Genomic DNA, 15,522 nt, shown 5'->3' with positions numbered 1-15,522 from the left:
GCGCCCATCCGCGATACAAACCAACTGGTTATAAAACCAGGAGGTTATGAGTGCCGAGCACGGAGCTGTTGGACGCGACATTCGCGGCGCTGGCCGACCCGACCCGCCGGGCCATCCTCGCCCGGCTCGCGGCCGGGGAGGCGACCGTGACGGAGCTGGCAGCACCCTTCGAGATGAGCCAGCCGGCCATCTCCAAGCACCTCCGGGTGCTGGAACGCGCTGGCCTCGTCAGCCGGGGGCGGGACGCCCAGCGCCGACCGTGCCGTCTGGAGGCCCGGCCACTGCGCGAGGCGACGGCCTGGCTCGCCGACTACCGCGACTACTGGGCGCAGAGCTACCAACGCCTCGACGCTCTGCTCGACGAACTCCAGTCCGTCGACCGCACCGACACCGCGCGTCGGCCCGCCGGACCGGACGGAACGGGCGAGTGACAAACGTCGACAATCCGCTCGTCGTGCACACCCCGGGCGACCGGGAGATCGTGCTGAGTCGGCTGTTCGAGGCGCCGGCGCGGCTGGTGTTCGCCGCCTTCACCCGACCCGAGCTGCTGGTCCGGTGGTACGGCGCACACGGCTGGAAGCTGGCGGAGTGCGACGTCGACCTGCGGGTCGGCGGGCGGTGGCGGTTCGTGTCGCAGGGCCCGGAGGGCACCCGGATGGTCCAGGCTGGGGTCTATCGACAGGTCGAGCCGCCGCACCGACTGGTCAGCACCGAGCTCTTCGACGACCAGTCCTACCCGGGCGAGACGCTTGTCAGCCACGAGTTCACCGAGGTGGCCGGACGAACGACAGTCACCACCACGCTGCTCTACGCCACCGCGCAGGGGCGGGACACCGTGCTGCGCTACCCGATGGCGCGGGGGGTCGGGCAGAGCTTCAGGCGGCTCGCCGACCTGTTGCGTTCCACAACGACGACACGAGGGGTGCAACCATGAACTGGACGCTGGAAGTGGTGATCGTGCCGGTCTCCGATCTGGACCGGGCGAAGAAGTTCTACGCCGACCAGCTCGGCTTCACCGTTGACCACGACACCGTGATCAATGACGACGCACGGATCGTGCAGCTGACCCCACCCGGCTCGGGTTGCTCGATCGTGATCGGCAAGGGGGTCGTCCCGGACATGCCGCCGGGCTCGCTCCGGGGCCTGCAACTGGTGGTGCCCGACCTGAAGCGGGCCCACGCCGAGCTGGTCGAGCGGGGTGTGGAGGTCAGCGAGATCCAGGTGGTGGGACAGAACCCGCGACCGGTGCCGGACCCACTGGACAACGTCGGTTTCGTCTTCTTCGCCGACCCGGACGGCAACACCTGGGGCGTCCAACAGATCTCCAGCCGGCCCTGACCAGGCACCGTCAGAGGCGGCGGGGGCCGGTGTCCGGGCGGGCGGCCACGCCGCCCACCCGGACCTGGGCGTGCAGGACCGCGATGCCGTCCGGGCGGGCGAGCACCGGATTGAGGGTCAGCGACCGCACGCGGGGCTGCTCGTCGGCGAGCTGCCCCACCCGCAGCAACAGGTCGGCCAGGGCCGCCCGGTCGACCGGCGCGGCACCCCGGTGCCCACGCAGCAGCGGCGCGGCCCGGGGCTCGTCGACCAGCTCGGCCGCGTCGGTGTCGGTCAACGGCACCGCCCGCCAGGCCCGGTCGCCCAGCAACTCGGTGGCGACCCCACCGAGACCGAAACCGACCACCGGCCCGAACGCCGGGTCCTCCACCAACTCCACCACGCACGCCACCCCGGGCGGCACCATCGGCTGGACCAGTACGTCCGCGCCGAAGGCCGCGGCCAGCTCGGTGTACGCCCGCCGGAGAGCCATCTCGTCGGGCAGGTCGAGCCGGACCGCGCCGAGGTCGAGCCGGTGCCGCAGGCCGGGGGCAGCCGCCTTGAGCGCCACCGGATAGCCCAGCAGCGCCGCCGCGTCGACCGCCGCGTCGGCCGAGTCGACGGGCACCGACGCCACCACGTCGATCCCGTACGCGGACAGCAGCGCACCGGGGTCGGTGGCGTCGGTGCGGAAGGCGGCCTGCGCGGCGACCCGGTCGACGCCGGGCAACTCGGGGACGACCCCGGGCGGGCGGCGGAGCCACTCGGCGTACCGGTGCACCCGGGCGAGGGCGCGCACCGCCTCCTCCACTCCCCCGTACGCGGGCACCCCCGGCGGCAGCCGCCCGACCAGGAACGTCGCCACGGTCGGCTTGCCCAGCGCGAGGGCCGCCGGTAGGGCGGCGGTCACGTCGGCGTCCACCTCGGTCCGCTGGCCGGGCAGCGGCGGCGCGAAGACCACCACCAGGGCGTCCACCTGGTCGTCGCTGGCCGTCTCGGCGAGAGCGGCGGCGAACTCGGCGGCACCGGCGCCCGGCCCGACGTCGCGGGGATAACCGTCGGCCACCGTGAGGCCGTGCCCGGCGCAGGCGGTGGCGGCCAGGCCGGTCAGGGCCGAGGAGTTGCCCACCACACCGACCCGGCCGCCGACCGGCAACGGCTGGTTGGCCAGCAGCACGCCCACGTCCAGCAGCTCCGGCACGGTGCCCACCCGGATCACCCCGGACTGGGCGAAGAGCGCGGCCACCGCCACCTCGTCCGGCCCGGCGGTGTCACCTACCCCCACCGGGCGGGCCGGCGAGGCGAGCGCGACGACCGGTTTGGCACGGCCGATCCGCCGGGCCAGCCGGGCGAACTTCCGCGGGTTTCCGAAGGTCTCCAGGTACAGCATGATCACGTCGGTGCCGGGATCGTCCTGCCAGTACTGCAGCAGGTCGTTGCCGGAGACGTCGGCCCGGTTGCCGGCCGACACGAAGCTGGACAGCCCGAGGCCACGCCGGTCCGCCTCGGCGAGCAGCGCCACCCCGAACGCGCCGGACTGACTGAAGATGCCCACCCGGCCCGGCGGCGGCAGTGCCGGGGCGAGGGTGGCGTTGAGGCGTACCGTCGGGTCGGTGTTGGCCACGCCGAGACAGTTCGGGCCGACGACCCGCATGCCGGCGGCGTGCGCCGCGCGGACCAGCGCCCGCTGCGTGGCCGCGCCCTCGGCCCCGGCCTCGGCGAAGCCGGCCGAGATGACCACCAGCGCGTGCGCCCCCGCGGCGGCGGCGTCGGCGACCACCGCGGTCGCCGCCTCCGGCGGGACCGCCACCACCGCCAGGTCCACAGGCGTGCCGGCGTCGACCGCCGACGGGTACGCGGGCAGGCCCGCCACGGTGGACGCGCTCGGATGCACCGGCACCACCGCGCCGGTGAACCCGCCGTCGCGCAGGTGCCCGAGCACCGCCGCGCCGACACCCTGGCCGGTGGCGCTGGCACCGTAGACGACGATGCCCCGGGGGGTGAGCAGCCGGGCGATCGAGCGGGCCTCGGTGCGGTGCTCCCGGCCACGCTGCACCTCCAGCGTGGCTTCGGTGGGCGCGATCGGGAAGCTCAGGTGCACCACACCGTCGGCGTACTCGCGCTGGACCTGGTAACCGAAGTCGGCGAAGACCCGCAACATCGTCCCGTTGGTCGGCAGCACCTCGGCGACGAAACTCATGATGTCGTTGCGGCGGGCCGTCTCGGCCAGGTGCTCCATCAGCACCGAACCGATGCCCCGGCCCTGGTAGGCGTCCTCCACGACGAAGGCCACCTCGGCGTCCGGCGCCTGCGGGCCGAGCCGCTCGTACCGACCGACCGCGACGATCCGGTCGGCGGCCAGCACCACGAACGCCTCCCGGTCGTGGTGGTCGACGGTGACGAACCGGATCAGGTCCCGTTCCGGGATGCGGGGGTACGGCGAGAAGTACCGAAGGTAGCGGGTGCGCTCGGAGAACCGGCTGTGCATCGCCACGATGCCCGGCGCGTCAGCCGGGTCGATCGGACGCAACTGGACGGTGCTGCCGTCGCTGAGCAGCACGTCCACCGGCTGGTCCACGGTCGTCACCGAAACAGCCCGGCTCAGTCCCGCGGATCGTGTGGATCGAGCCCGAGCAGCGGGAAGACGGCCTTGCGAGTCGCCGCGATCGCCCGGTCCACCGCGTTCGGCTCGCCGGTCGGCTGCCACGGCTCGTACGACGGGTCGGCGTCGTCGGTCATCCGCAGCGGCACCTCCCGGCCCAGACGACGGGAGGCGACCAGGTCCCGCCAGCCCGGCGGCGTGAGCGTGGCCGGGTCGATCGGGTCACCGGTGGCCACGGCCAGCAGGTGACTCCAGGCCCGGGGCACGACCTCGACCAGCGCGTACCCACCGCCGCCGGTGGCCACCCACCGGCCGTCGCACAACTCGTCGGCGAGTGCCCGCATCGCCAGGTAGGTGGCCCGCTGCCCGTCCACCGACAGGTTGAGGTCGGCGAGCGGATCCAACAGGTGCCCGTCGGCGCCGCACTGGGTGACCAGCACCTGCGGCCGGAACGCGCGCAGCACCGACGGCACGATCGCGTGGAACGCCCGTTGCCAGCCGGTGTCGTCGACGCCCGGCGGCAACGGCATGTTGACAGCGGTGCCCTGCGCGCCCGGCCCGCCCGTCTCGTCCGGGAAACCCGTGCCCGGGAAGAGCGCCAGCGGGGTCTCGTGCAGGCTGATCGTGAGCACCCGCGGGTCGTCCCAGAAGATCTGCTGCACGCCGTCACCGTGGTGCACGTCGACGTCCACGTACGCGATCCGCTCCGCGCCCAGGTCGAGCAGGCGGGCGATGGCCACCGCCGGGTCGTTGTAGACGCAGAAGCCGGACGCGCGGGCGGGCATCGCGTGGTGCAGGCCGCCGGCCACGTTCACGGCTCGCCGGGCGTCACCGCGCCAGACCGCCTCGGCGGCGGCCACCGTCGCGCCGGCGATCAGCGCGCTGGACTCGTGCATCCCCTCGAAGATCGGGTTGTCGGACGTGCCCAGCCCGTACCCGGCGAAGAGCGGATCGCGGGGAGCGGCCCGCACCGCGGCCAGGTAGGCCGGGTGGTGCACCCGGGTGAGCAGCGCGTCGTCGGCCGGCTCCGGCTTGACAATCCGCACCCCGGGCCGATCCAGGATGCCCAGATCCCGGGCCAGCGCGACGGTCAGCTCCACCCGTACCGGGTCGAGCGGATGGTCACCCATGTCGTAGGCGAGCAGCGACTCGTCCCACACCACCACCGTGTCGTCGGACATGAGCCCATCGTCGCACGAGGACCGTCGCCGACCCACCGCACGCGCTGGTCAGCGCGCAGATGTCGGCCCGGGGGCGACCGGGCGCGTGGGATCGGCCACCCAGTTGCTCCACGATCCAACGTAGAGCGCCGCGTCGGTGCGGCCGGCCAGGTGCAGCGCGAGCACCGCCTGCGCGGCGGTAACCCCGGAGCCGCAGTACGCCCCGACGGCCCGCGCCCCGGTCACTCCGGCGGCGGCGAACCGCTCACGCAGGGCGTCGGCGGCCGGGAAGCGCCCGTCCGGACCGACGTACTCCCCGGCGGGCAGGTTCGCGGCACCCGGCACGTGCCCGGCGACCGGGTCGATCGGCTCGACCTCACCCCGGTAGCGGGGCGCCGCCCGCACGTCGAGCAGCACCGCGTCGTCCGCGGCGGCCAGCTCGGCGGCCTGTCCGGCGTCGAGGACCGGGAGATCACCGGGGCGTACCACGACGTCACCGGGAGTCGGGGCGGGCGCGTCGGTGGAGACGGGCCGGCCGGCGGCGACCCAGGCTGGATAGCCACCGTGCAGCAGGCGCACCGGGCGGTGTCCCGCCCAGCGCAGCGTCCACCAGGCCCGCGCGGCGGCCAGGCCGTCGCCGCCGTCGTACACCACCACGGGGTGACCGGCGCGGACGCCGGCGGCCCGCAGCGCGGCCTGCAACGCGGCCGGGTCGGGCAGTGGGTGCCGGCCGCCGACTCCGGGCGGCCCGCAGAGCGCGGTGTCCAGGTCGACGAAGACCGCGCCGGGCAGGTGGCCGGCGAGGTAGTCGTCGTGGCCCGGTGGGCCGACGAGCCGCCAGCGAACGTCGAGCAGGGTGGGCGGGTCATCCTGGTCAAGCTCGGCGGCGAGCCGGTCGACCTCGACCAGCGGCTCCTGGGTACCGGACATGGCGACCATCCAACACCATTCGCGTCGACGGCACGCGGCTCGGCGGCGGTCGCTGGTGCTTCTCCGAGGTAGCATCGTGCACCGGAGGGCCGCTGACGTTATGAAGTCTCACGACCTGGTCGACACGACCGAAATGTACCTGCGCACCATCCTCGAACTGGAAGAGGAAGGGGTGCCGCCGCTGCGTGCCCGGATCGCCGAACGGCTGCAACAGAGCGGCCCCACCGTGAGCCAGACCGTCGCCCGAATGGAGCGCGACGGCCTGCTCACCGTCGAGGGCGACCGGCACCTGACACTCACCGTGCAGGGCCGGGGCAGCGCCGTGTCGGTGATGCGCAAGCACCGCCTCGCCGAGTTGTTGCTGGTCAACGTCATCGGGATGCCCTACGAGGAGGCCCACGAAGAGGCCTGCCGCTGGGAGCACGTGATGAGCGACGCGGTGGAGAAGCGGGTGTACGACCTGCTCAACCGGCCGACCCGCTCCCCGTACGGCAACCCGATCCCGGGCCTACAGGAGCTGGGCTCGCCGGCCGAGGAGGCCACCGAGGCCGTCGAGGGCGAGCGCAACCTGGCCTTCCCCGGCCTCTCCGGGCCGGTCGTGGTGCGCCGGATCTGCGAGAGCGTGCAGAAGGACGCCGACGTGCTGCGTCAACTGCACGCCGCCGGTGTCGACCCGGGCGCCACGGTCACCGTGGCGCAGGAACGCGACGGCGTGTCGATCGACAGGTCGGGCGACCGGGTACGACTCCCCCGCGAGGTCGCCTCCCGGGTGTTCGTCGCCGCCAGTTGACCAACCGGTCACCCGGGCGTCACAGCGCCCGGGTGTCCACCTTCTTGGCCAGTGCGGCCAGGTCAGCGGTCACCTTCTCCGCCGCCGTGCGTTCGCTGCCCCGCGCACCGGTCCAGCTCAACGTGGCCAGCCGCCCGTCGGTGGCCAGCCAGCCCACCTCGGCGACCGGCCCGTGCCCGCTCGCCGCGGCGGTGGTCCGCCGGTACGCCTGCTGACCCAACCCGGTGATCTTCGCCGCCTTGTCCGGCACCACGTCCGCGGCGAAGGTGGCCTTGTCGATCGTGGTCTCGGACACACTGAGCGTCAGCTCCGGCAACGCCGCGCCTCCGGCCCGCACCACACAGGTGTGCGTGTCGCCCTGCTCACTGGCCGCCGCCACGTCGAAGCGCACCTTCAGCAGTTCCTCGATCACCGCGAAGTCCAACAGCCGGCACGCGCCGCCGGAGGACGCCGCCGCCACGTCCACGGCGATCGGCACCGGCGGCGGCAGCACCGCGATCGGCTCGGCCTCGGCGGCGCAGCCGCTCACCAGCAGCCCCGCCAGCCCTCCGACCACGATCCGCCCGCGCACGCTCCACCCTCTCGCCGACCGACGGCGGAAGGCGCCCGCCGGATGTCCGTCGGACACCGTACGGGGTGTAAGTGTCGCGGGGAAGTCCTCGTCTACGCCTGTTCCGAGAGTGGATCGTCCACGTACGGACAGTGCCGGCAGCCGCGCCCGCAGCAGGTGCCGCGCCGGGCCAGGAAGCCGGCGCTGAGCACGAACAGCCCGCTCGTCGGGTCGAGGTAGCCGGCCTCCCCGGCGCTCAGCGCGGCGGCGTGCGTGGCGAGGATCCGGGCCCGGTCGGGGTGCGCGGGCGACAGCCGGGACGGGTGCGGCTCGGTGAGCGGCCGATCCGCCAGGGGTCGTGGCTCCTCGGTCACCAGCAGCAGCCCTTCCCGTTCACGAGCAGCAGTCTAGGGCCGCGACTCAACAGTGCCGGGCCACTACCCCGGTCACCCGCTGGGACTGCGTGGCGCGCTCTGGGTGTGCGTGCTGGGCACCTGGGCGGCGTGCCTGTTCGGGGTCTGCTCCCCGCTGCGAGGAATGCGGGACACGCCGCCGGTTTCGTCGTAGGGTCCGACGATGCTCGGGGGACCGAAGGCTGTGACGAGCACCGAGGAGACGCGATGCGGAAGATCGTTGTGCACATGAGCGTGTCGTTGGACGGGTTCTTCGAGGGTCCGGGTGGCGACATCGGGTGGCACCAGGTCGACGACGAGCTGCACCAGCACTTCAACGACGTGATCGCGCCGATGGGTGGGTTCCTCAACGGCCGGGTCAGCTACGAGCTGATGGCCGACTTCTGGCCGACCGCCGACCAGGACCCGACCAGCAGCGCCCCGATGCGCGAGTTCGCCGGCATCTGGCGGGACATGCCGAAGACCGTCTACTCCCGCACGCTGGACCACGTCGACGGGAACGCCACTCTGGTCCGGGAGGTGGACCCGGAGCAGGTACGACGGCTCAAGGCCGAGGCCGGCGGCGACCTGGGGCTCGGCGGGGCCGGCCTGGCCGCGACCTTCGCCCGGCACGACCTGATCGACGAGTACCGGATCTACGTCCACCCGGTGCTGGTCGGTCGGGGTCGCCGGCTCTTCCCGGACGCCGACGCCCCGACCAGCCTGCGGCTGGCGGAGAGCCGCGTCTTCGGCAACGGCGTGGTCCTGCTCCGCCACGAGCGGGCTCGCTGACGTCTGTCGCTTGAGTCTCCAGCGGGGGGAGACGTGAGGGTGGGGGCATGAGCGGTGCGGAGCAGTACACGATTGGCGAGCTGGCCCGACGTACCGGCCTGAGCGTCAAGACCATCCGGTACTACGCCGACAGCGGCATCGTGCCACCGACGGACCGGAGCCCGACCGGCTACCGCCTCTTCGACGCCGCGGCGGTTGCCCGGCTGGACCTGGTCCGGACGCTGCGCGACCTGGGCGTGGACCTGGCCACCATCCGGCGGGTGGTGGAGCGCGAGGTGGCCCTGCCCGAGGTGGCCGCCGCGCACGCCGAGGCGTTGGCCGTGCAGATCCGGGTGCTGCGACTACGCCAGGCGGTGCTCACCGTCGCGGCGAGGCGCGGATCGGGCCCGGCCGAGGTGGACGAGCTGCACCGGTTGGCCCGGCTCACCGCCCGCGAACGGGGGCACCTGGTCGCCGACTTCCTGGCCGGCGTCTTCGCCGGCCTCGGCGACCAGCCCGCGTACCCGGGTGTGCTCGTCTCGATGACACCGGAACTTCCCGACGACCCCAGCACCGAGCAGGTCGAGGCGTGGTTGGAGCTGGCCGAGGTGTGTCGGGATCCGGAGTTCCGGGCCCGGATGCGGCGACTGGCGCAGCAACACGCCGCCGACCACGACGTCCCGGGGCTGCCCCGCCCGGACGCCGTCGCGGTGGTCCGGGACGCGGTGGCCCCCGCCCTCGCGGCCGGCCTCGACCCGACCAGCCCGGACGCGGATCCGGTGGTCGCGGCAGCCACCAGCCGGTACGCGAGCCTGCACGGTCACTCCGACGACGCCGACCTGCGTCAGCGGTTGCTCGACCGGCTGGTGCCGGCCAACGATCCCCGCCGGGACCGCTACCTCGACCTGGTGGCGGTGCTCAACGGCTGGTCGACGGGCGACGCGACCGCGCCGGCGGTGGACTGGTTCATCCGGGCCCTGCACGCCCGGATGCCCGAACCGGTTCGCTGAGCCGGCCGGCCTCGGCCTGGCTGGCTGGGCGGCTGGGAGGCTTCAGCCGAACCAGGTCATCGTCTGGCCGTGACCCCGGGCCCAGGCCAGCGGCTGCCCGTCGAGCGCGAGGACGTTGTGTAGCGCGTCGCTCGGCGGGTCGGGCAACCCGTCGTACGGCAGCACCTCCGGTGCCTCGTTCGCGATCCAGTGCCCCGGCAGCTCGCGGACCAGCCGGACGAACGCGTCCCGGCGCGGCGGCGGCACCTGGTAGAGCACCGACGTGTGGAAGACCACGAGCGTCGCGTCGGCCGGCGCGCGGGCGGCCAGCGCCGGGAGGTCGTCCACCAGATCACCGCGGACCAGCAACGGGGGGTCGGCGACGGCGACCGCCGCCGCGGCACGCAGCCGGGACCGCCGGTGCGCGTGCTCCGGCCAGATCAGGGCGTCCAACCAGGACACGTCGCCGGGGTCGGTCACGTCGAGCGGGTTGAGGTCCAGACCAGCCCGCCACACCACCCGGGGTACGCGGGCCGGCGGCACCAACCCGCTGGCCGCGCACTCCAGGACCGGCTCGCCGGAGCCGACCTGGTGTTCGCCGTAGCGGTACGCGTACCGGTCGGGGTAGAGGCAGAGCCCGGCGGACGCGCCGACCTCCAGCAGGGCGAGGGGCTGCGGCAGCGCGGCGAGCACCGGCAGCAGGACCGCGCACCTGCCGCTCTCGTTGGTCTGGGTGGCCCGGGTGCGCAGTTCGGTCTCGACGGCGGGCCAGTGCGTCACCGCGTACTCGTGGAACGCGACCGGGTCGTCGACCGGCCCGCCGAGCCAGCGCACGACGCCGAACAGCAGATTCGGCTGTCGTTTGCCCGGCGGGAGCCTGTCGAGCAGGGCGAGCAGGGCGTCGTCGCGGGCGACGGCCTGCGCCAGACGCTCGTACGTGGGCGACACCCCACGCGCCTCTCGGCTGCCGAACTCGGCGTACGCCTCAGCGGTCGTCATGCCCTCATCGTCGCAGCCCATTCCTCGGAAGTTCAGCCCCCATTCCGGTGTGCTGACTCACCGTCCTCGTAGAGTGCTGCGGCGGCCGGCCCGTTGAGCAGCAGTTCAGCGGGGGTGCGGGCAGGGGCAACGGGGAGGAGTGTGTCGTGCGGGGCAACGGTGTCCGGGTACTGATCGTCGGTGGAGGTGTCGCCGGGCTGGCGACGGTGGCCGCGTTGCGGGACTGGGGCGCGACGATCGACGTGGTCGAGCGGGCACCCGGGCCGACCGACTCCGGCACCGGCATCTACCTCACCGGCAACGCGACCCGCATGCTCGCCGTACTCGGTCTGCGGGAGCCGGTCGCCGACGTCGCCGTGGAGATCACTCGGCAGCGCAGCGCCAACCAGCGCGGGGGCCGCCTCTTCGACATCGACGTGACCGCGCTGTGGCAGGGCGTCGGGGCGTGCGTGTCGCTGCCCCGGGCGCACCTGCACCGGGCGATGCTCGCCGGCGTCGGGGACACCCCGATCCGCTGGGGCCGCCACCCGGTCGTGCTGGTCGAGGAGGGCGACCGGGTCGCCGTCGAGTTCGACGACCACAGCATCGAACGGTACGACCTGGTGCTCGGCGCGGACGGGGTGAACTCGACGGTCCGGCGGCTCACCTTCGACGCTCCGGCGGCCCGCGACCTCGGCCAGTACGCGTACCGGTGGATCGCCCCGCGGATCGACGCCGAGCCGGTCTGGTCGGTGCAGTTGGGGCGTGGTCGGCAGTTCCTGACGATCCCGATCAGCGCCGAACAGACGTACTGCTACTACAACGACGGCCCGGTCGCCGACCGACCCGGCTGGCGCGACGAGGTGGCCGCGACGTTCACCGAGCCGGTCGCCACCATGCTCAAGGCCCTCGACCACGACGACAGCACCCTGCACGCCGGGCCGAACCAGGAGGTCGTGCTCGGCGCCTGGTCCCGGGGGCCGGTGCTGCTGATCGGCGACGCCGCCCACGCCACCTCGCCGAACATGGCCCAGGGCGCGGCGATGGCCCTGGAGGACGCCGTCGTGCTCGCCGCGTCGCTGGCCGCCGCCGGGTCCATCGCCGAAGCCCTGCGCGGGTACGAGGCGCGGCGACGCCCGCGTACCGACTGGGTGCTCAGCCAGACCCACCGCCGCGACAAGGCCACCGGGCTTCCGCCCGCGCTCCGCGACCTGGTGATGCGCCGCCTGGGTGAGCAGATGTTCCGCTCGAACTACGGACCGCTGTTCGCCCAGCCCTGAACCGCTGCCGCCGGGTGCTGCTCAGGGCAGCTGGCCCGGCCGGTCGACGATGGCGGTGCGGAGGAGCGCGACGGCCGCGTGCACCGACTCCTTGCCGTCGCGTATCACCGATCCTCGGCGGCCGAGGTAGACGTGGGTGTCCCGGTCGAAGAGGAGGTCGTCGTTACCACCGATCACGCCGGGCATCCGAATCGCCACCCCGTGCCGACCGGCGGCGTCCACCACGTCGCCCGAGATGACGACCGCCCCCGGCTCCCGCGCCAACAACTCGAACAGCGCCGCCAGCGCTCGGGGCGGCACGTAGCCGTTGAGCATCGACCGCGCGGTGGTGTACGGCATGCTCTCGTCCCCGTAGACGGCCTCCTCGTCGGCTCCTTCGGGGAGATGCAGGTCGACCGGGTGTTCGCGGAGGTATCGAAGCAACTCGTCCGGGTCGGTGGGCAGGTCGCCGTGGTACGCGGGCGCCTGGAAGGCGTCGAGTTCCTTCTCGGGATCACCGGGATCATTGAGGCGGAGCTCCGTCAGCGTGCTCCACCCGTTCGGATCGGTCTCCGGTCGATAGCGTCCCTGCGAGTACGCGACTCCGCCGGCCGACTGCCACAGCTGGTTCCGGATGGTCCGGTACGGGCCGCTGGCCGGCATGTCCCTGACCCTCGCGAGGGATTCCGTGAAGACGTACTGATCGGGTCGGGCGGTCAGCTCGGGCTGCTGCCGGGCGGCGTCGGCCGCCATCCGGAAGATCTCCGACGCGGTTGCCGTGGGCGGCGGCTTGTCGCCCACCCCCACGGCCTGGACCGCCAGCGCACCGGCGGTCAGGACGACGGCCAGCCCGAACGCTCCGGCCAGGCGCCAACCGCGCGGGAACCGGGTACGGAAGCCGGCGGCACGGGTCGCCGAAGCCACCTCGGCCCGCCGGGCGACGTGGGCGCTCAGATCTCTGAGGAGCTGCTCCTCGAAACCCTCGGTCGACTGTTCGATCTTGTTCATGGCGTCAGCTCCGTCTGCTCAGGCGAGGGTGGTGGCCGGGCGGGCGAGCACGGCCTGGACGACGCGACGGGCACGGTGCAGGCGGACCCGGGCAGCGACCGGGGACATCCCGACCACGGTCGCCGCCTCCGCGACACTGAGGCCGTCCACGGCGACGAGTTCGACAAGCGTTCGGGTGCCCTCGGGCAGCTCGCTCAGCGCCCGACAGGTGTGGCGGGCCGCCGACTCGGCGTCGATCCGCTCCTCGATGCGGGCGATGTCATCGGGGCCGAGGTCCCGTCGTCCGGCCAGTCGGCCGGTCACCCGCAGCCGTTGGGCCGCCCGACGCCGCTCGTCGCCGATGACGTTGCGGGCCACCCCGTACAGCCAAGCGACCTGGCTCCCCCGGTCCGGCCGGTAGCCGTCCGCGGACTCGATCACCGCCAGGAACACGTCGGCGGTCAGGTCGGCGGCGAGGTGCGGGTCGTCGACCCGCCGCGCCACGAACCGGCCCACCGCCTCCAGGTGCCGCCGGTAGAAGACCTCGAAGGCCACCGGATCGGCCCCGATGCCGGAGATGTCACCTCCCGCTTCGCTGGGCTCACGCACAGGCTGTCCCCTCTCGTCACTCACACCTCTTCTTCGTAAGCCGGACCGCTGGTGTTACCAAACCCCCCGCCCGAGGCGGCACGGGCCGGTCAGCTGGGCAGTCGCCCCGTTGATGCGGCATGATCGAAGCACCGGCGACTGGCGGCACGGGGATGGTGAAACCATCGGGGAGCCTCTCGCGGGCGTCGACCGCCTGGGCGCCTGCGTGGAGAATCCGTCATGACCACGACCAGTGGATCCGCGCAGCACCACACCCCGTCTGGCACGGCTCGGCTCCTGCCGGGCGCACCCGTCGCCGAAGCCGTCCTGGCCGAGACCGCCGCCGCTGCCGCAGCACTCCGCAGCCGCGGGATCACACCGAGCCTCGCCACCATCCTCGTCGGCGACGACGACGCCAGCGCCGGCTACATCGCCATCAAGCAGCGCCAGGCCGCCGCGCTCGGATTCGCCTCCCCGCACGTGCATCTGCCCGCCACCGCCACCCAGGCCGAACTGCACCAGGCCATTGCCCGCTTCAACAGCGATCCCGCCGTGCACGGACTGCTCGTGCAGTACCCCGTGCCGGGGCATCTGGACTACGACGCGGCGCTGCTGACGATCGACCCGGACAAGGACGTCGACGGCATGCACCCGCTGAACATGGGGCGTCTCGCCGTCGGCCTGCCCGGCCCGCTGCCGTGCACCCCCGCCGGCATCGAAGCCCTCCTGGCGTACCACGAGATCCCCGTCGCCGGTCGTGAGGTCGTCATCCTCGGTCGCGGCGCCACCCTTGGCCGCCCCCTGGCGATGCTGCTCGCCCAGAAGCGCCCGACCGCCAACGCCGCCGTCACCGTCGTCCACACCGGCGTGCCCGACTGGGACCGCTACACCCGCCGCGCCGACATCCTCGTCGCCGCCGCGGGCGTACCCCGGATCGTTCGGCCTGAGCACGTCAAGCCCGGCGCCGTCGTCATCGGCGCCGGCGTCCGCTACGAAGGACGGCGCCTCCTACCGGACGTGGACGAAGCGTGCGCCGAGGTCGCCGGCGCCATCACGCCCCGGGTCGGCGGCGTCGGTCCGACCACCGTCGCGATGCTGTTCCGCAACGCGGTACGCGCGGCCGAGCGCGCGAGCGAGTAGCCCGGCAGGTGCGTCGGGGGAATTGCGGACAACCGCACCGCCACGGGCGCGAGTTTGCTATCCAGCGGCGCTCAGCAAGCAATACGGGAATGAGCTTGGATTCGGCCCGAGCCAGGCAACGTGTTGTTGATCACGAGCACACCGCCGCCGATCGGGCTTGTGGCTCGGCTCATAGTCATCCGCGCCTTGCTACCCAAAAGTAGCGGCATATATTTCCGCTGTCCTCGGTCGAGATGGGGCGCTCCGGTGATGCACGACGGCGTGGTCGACGACGAACTCCAGATCCGATCATTTGAATACATGCGGGCAGGAACATCATCTTGAACAGCATTCCGTCGCTTCTTCTCGTGCACGGTGCCTGGCACGGGCCCTGGGTCTGGCAGTCGCTCATCGAGCAGTTTCCGGATATCGACATCCACACCGTCGCGCTACCCAGTAGCGGCAACGACCCCGCTGCCCTCGGGGACCTCTACGACGACGCGGCCGTGGTCAAAGCCGCCGTCGCCGCCATCGACGGACCGGTCGTGGTCGTCGCCCACTCCTACGGTGGCGCACCAGTCACGGAGGCGCTCGCTGCCGCGGACAACGTACGCCGAATCGTTTATCTCGCCGCTTTCCAGCCGGATGTCGGCGATTCGCTCTTCTCCACCGCCGGCGGCGTTGCTCCGCCGTGGTGGGAGGTTCACGAGCGGACGGACCTGAAGGGCAGGGGTCACATCGAACCGTCGCAGCCCCGAGAGGTCTTCTACAGCGACGTCGATCCGGAAATCGCGGAACAGGCCGTTGCACGACTCGGGCTCCAGTCCTGGGCCTCGACGCAGCAGCCGCTGACCGAGGCCGCGTGGCGCACCATTCCCAGCACCTACCTCATTTGTGCGGCCGACAACGCTCTTCCGCCCTTCGCGCAGGAGCTCATGGCCAAGCGGGCCGAGCGGGTGTTGCGCATGAACTCCTCGCACTCGCCGTTCCTTTCTCAGCCCGCCGAGCTGGCCGCGCTGATCCGGGCGGAACTTTCCGCCTGAGGCAGACGGCGCGGGTAGCGGCCGTCGACCGGCCGGACATGCGACCG

17 protein-coding genes are annotated in these 15,522 nt (G+C 72.9%); 9 read left to right on the top strand and 8 right to left on the bottom strand.

What is annotated here, in order from left to right:
• Positions 1–50 precede the first annotated feature (50 nt).
• The 3 genes from AB0O48_RS18170 to AB0O48_RS18160 are packed head-to-tail and all read left to right on the top strand — an operon-like array spanning position 51 to position 1,338.
• The gene (locus AB0O48_RS18170; RefSeq protein WP_357247577.1) at positions 51–431 is read left to right on the top strand and encodes a metalloregulator ArsR/SmtB family transcription factor; all 381 of its coding nucleotides are present in this window, start codon (positions 51–53) and stop codon (positions 429–431) included.
• Positions 428–934 (top strand): SRPBCC family protein, encoded by a 507-nt coding sequence (locus AB0O48_RS18165; RefSeq protein ID WP_357570183.1) that lies wholly within the window; start codon positions 428–430, stop codon positions 932–934. The genes AB0O48_RS18170 and AB0O48_RS18165 overlap by 4 nt, the downstream gene beginning before the upstream one ends.
• Positions 931–1,338, top strand: a complete 408-nt coding sequence (locus AB0O48_RS18160; protein ID WP_357247570.1) for a VOC family protein — start codon at positions 931–933, stop codon at positions 1,336–1,338. The genes AB0O48_RS18165 and AB0O48_RS18160 overlap by 4 nt, the downstream gene beginning before the upstream one ends.
• Positions 1,339–1,348: 10 nt before the next feature.
• Here the strand turns inward: AB0O48_RS18160 and AB0O48_RS18155 are convergent, their stop codons facing one another.
• Genes AB0O48_RS18155 through AB0O48_RS18145 form a run of 3 tightly spaced genes read right to left on the bottom strand, consistent with a single transcriptional unit; the run spans position 1,349 to position 6,009 of the window.
• Positions 1,349–3,904 carry a GNAT family N-acetyltransferase gene (locus tag AB0O48_RS18155; RefSeq protein WP_365066900.1) on the bottom strand — a complete coding sequence of 852 codons (2,556 nt, stop codon included), beginning with the start codon at positions 3,902–3,904 and terminating at the stop codon, positions 1,349–1,351.
• A 14-nt stretch (positions 3,905–3,918) separates the two neighbouring features.
• Entirely contained in the window at positions 3,919–5,100 is a 1,182-nt protein-coding gene (locus tag AB0O48_RS18150) for an acetoin utilization protein AcuC (RefSeq protein WP_365066897.1), read from the bottom strand.
• A gap of 48 nt (positions 5,101–5,148) precedes the next feature.
• Complete coding sequence (locus AB0O48_RS18145) at positions 5,149–6,009, bottom strand: sulfurtransferase (RefSeq protein ID WP_357247561.1); 861 nt, start codon at positions 6,007–6,009, stop codon at positions 5,149–5,151.
• A gap of 100 nt (positions 6,010–6,109) precedes the next feature.
• On the opposite strand from AB0O48_RS18145, the gene AB0O48_RS18140 reads away from it, so the two are divergent.
• Entirely contained in the window at positions 6,110–6,799 is a 690-nt protein-coding gene (locus AB0O48_RS18140; RefSeq protein WP_357247558.1) for a metal-dependent transcriptional regulator, read from the top strand.
• Between the two features lie 19 nt (positions 6,800–6,818).
• Here AB0O48_RS18140 and AB0O48_RS18135 read toward each other — a convergent pair whose 3' ends face one another.
• Together AB0O48_RS18135 and AB0O48_RS18130 are read right to left on the bottom strand one after the other, a co-directional pair.
• On the bottom strand, positions 6,819–7,370 hold the full coding sequence (locus AB0O48_RS18135) for a hypothetical protein (protein WP_357247556.1): 552 nt from the start codon (positions 7,368–7,370) through the stop codon (positions 6,819–6,821).
• Between the two features lie 92 nt (positions 7,371–7,462).
• Positions 7,463–7,723: a DUF5522 domain-containing protein gene (locus tag AB0O48_RS18130; RefSeq protein ID WP_357247553.1), complete on the bottom strand. Its 261-nt coding sequence runs from the start codon at positions 7,721–7,723 to the stop codon at positions 7,463–7,465.
• 246 nt (positions 7,724–7,969) lie between these two features.
• On the opposite strand from AB0O48_RS18130, the gene AB0O48_RS18125 reads away from it, so the two are divergent.
• On the top strand, positions 7,970–8,533 hold the full coding sequence (locus AB0O48_RS18125) for a dihydrofolate reductase family protein (RefSeq protein WP_357247550.1): 564 nt from the start codon (positions 7,970–7,972) through the stop codon (positions 8,531–8,533).
• Positions 8,534–8,580: 47 nt separating this feature from the next.
• Positions 8,581–9,522 carry a MerR family transcriptional regulator gene (locus AB0O48_RS18120; protein WP_365066890.1) on the top strand — a complete coding sequence of 314 codons (942 nt, stop codon included), beginning with the start codon at positions 8,581–8,583 and terminating at the stop codon, positions 9,520–9,522.
• Between the two features lie 42 nt (positions 9,523–9,564).
• Here the strand turns inward: AB0O48_RS18120 and AB0O48_RS18115 are convergent, their stop codons facing one another.
• Positions 9,565–10,500: a DUF2332 domain-containing protein gene (locus AB0O48_RS18115; protein ID WP_357247545.1), complete on the bottom strand. Its 936-nt coding sequence runs from the start codon at positions 10,498–10,500 to the stop codon at positions 9,565–9,567.
• A 146-nt stretch (positions 10,501–10,646) separates the two neighbouring features.
• On the opposite strand from AB0O48_RS18115, the gene AB0O48_RS18110 reads away from it, so the two are divergent.
• Entirely contained in the window at positions 10,647–11,759 is a 1,113-nt protein-coding gene (locus AB0O48_RS18110) for an FAD-dependent monooxygenase (protein ID WP_357247542.1), read from the top strand.
• A 21-nt stretch (positions 11,760–11,780) separates the two neighbouring features.
• On the opposite strand, the gene AB0O48_RS18105 is transcribed toward AB0O48_RS18110, so the two are convergent.
• Entirely contained in the window at positions 11,781–12,746 is a 966-nt protein-coding gene (locus AB0O48_RS18105; protein ID WP_365066887.1) for a CU044_5270 family protein, read from the bottom strand.
• A gap of 18 nt (positions 12,747–12,764) precedes the next feature.
• Positions 12,765–13,334, bottom strand: coding sequence for a sigma-70 family RNA polymerase sigma factor (locus AB0O48_RS18100; RefSeq protein WP_357247537.1), 570 nt, complete (start codon positions 13,332–13,334; stop codon positions 12,765–12,767).
• 219 nt (positions 13,335–13,553) lie between these two features.
• On the opposite strand from AB0O48_RS18100, the gene AB0O48_RS18095 reads away from it, so the two are divergent.
• On the top strand, positions 13,554–14,453 hold the full coding sequence (locus AB0O48_RS18095) for a bifunctional 5,10-methylenetetrahydrofolate dehydrogenase/5,10-methenyltetrahydrofolate cyclohydrolase (protein ID WP_357247535.1): 900 nt from the start codon (positions 13,554–13,556) through the stop codon (positions 14,451–14,453).
• 320 nt (positions 14,454–14,773) lie between these two features.
• On the top strand, positions 14,774–15,475 hold the full coding sequence (locus AB0O48_RS18090; protein WP_357247532.1) for an alpha/beta hydrolase: 702 nt from the start codon (positions 14,774–14,776) through the stop codon (positions 15,473–15,475).
• Positions 15,476–15,522: the final 47 nt, after the last annotated feature.

The organism is Micromonospora sp. NPDC085948 (assembly GCF_040686315.1).
Lineage (GTDB): Bacteria > Actinomycetota > Actinomycetes > Mycobacteriales > Micromonosporaceae > Micromonospora.
The sequence above is the reverse complement of the archived record's forward strand: the minus strand, read 5'-3'. Positions and strand labels throughout refer to the sequence as shown.

Coding starts and splice junctions, on each gene's coding strand:
- AB0O48_RS18160 (WP_357247570.1), top strand. CDS start 931: ATGAACTGGACGCTGGAAGTGGTGATCGTGCCGGTCTCCGATCTGGAC.
- AB0O48_RS18115 (WP_357247545.1), bottom strand. CDS start 10,500: ATGACGACCGCTGAGGCGTACGCCGAGTTCGGCAGCCGAGAGGCGCGT.
- AB0O48_RS18095 (WP_357247535.1), top strand. CDS start 13,554: ATGACCACGACCAGTGGATCCGCGCAGCACCACACCCCGTCTGGCACG.
- AB0O48_RS18140 (WP_357247558.1), top strand. CDS start 6,110: ATGAAGTCTCACGACCTGGTCGACACGACCGAAATGTACCTGCGCACC.
- AB0O48_RS18150 (WP_365066897.1), bottom strand. CDS start 5,100: ATGTCCGACGACACGGTGGTGGTGTGGGACGAGTCGCTGCTCGCCTAC.
- AB0O48_RS18120 (WP_365066890.1), top strand. CDS start 8,581: ATGAGCGGTGCGGAGCAGTACACGATTGGCGAGCTGGCCCGACGTACC.
- AB0O48_RS18125 (WP_357247550.1), top strand. CDS start 7,970: ATGCGGAAGATCGTTGTGCACATGAGCGTGTCGTTGGACGGGTTCTTC.
- AB0O48_RS18105 (WP_365066887.1), bottom strand. CDS start 12,746: ATGAACAAGATCGAACAGTCGACCGAGGGTTTCGAGGAGCAGCTCCTC.
- AB0O48_RS18145 (WP_357247561.1), bottom strand. CDS start 6,009: ATGTCCGGTACCCAGGAGCCGCTGGTCGAGGTCGACCGGCTCGCCGCC.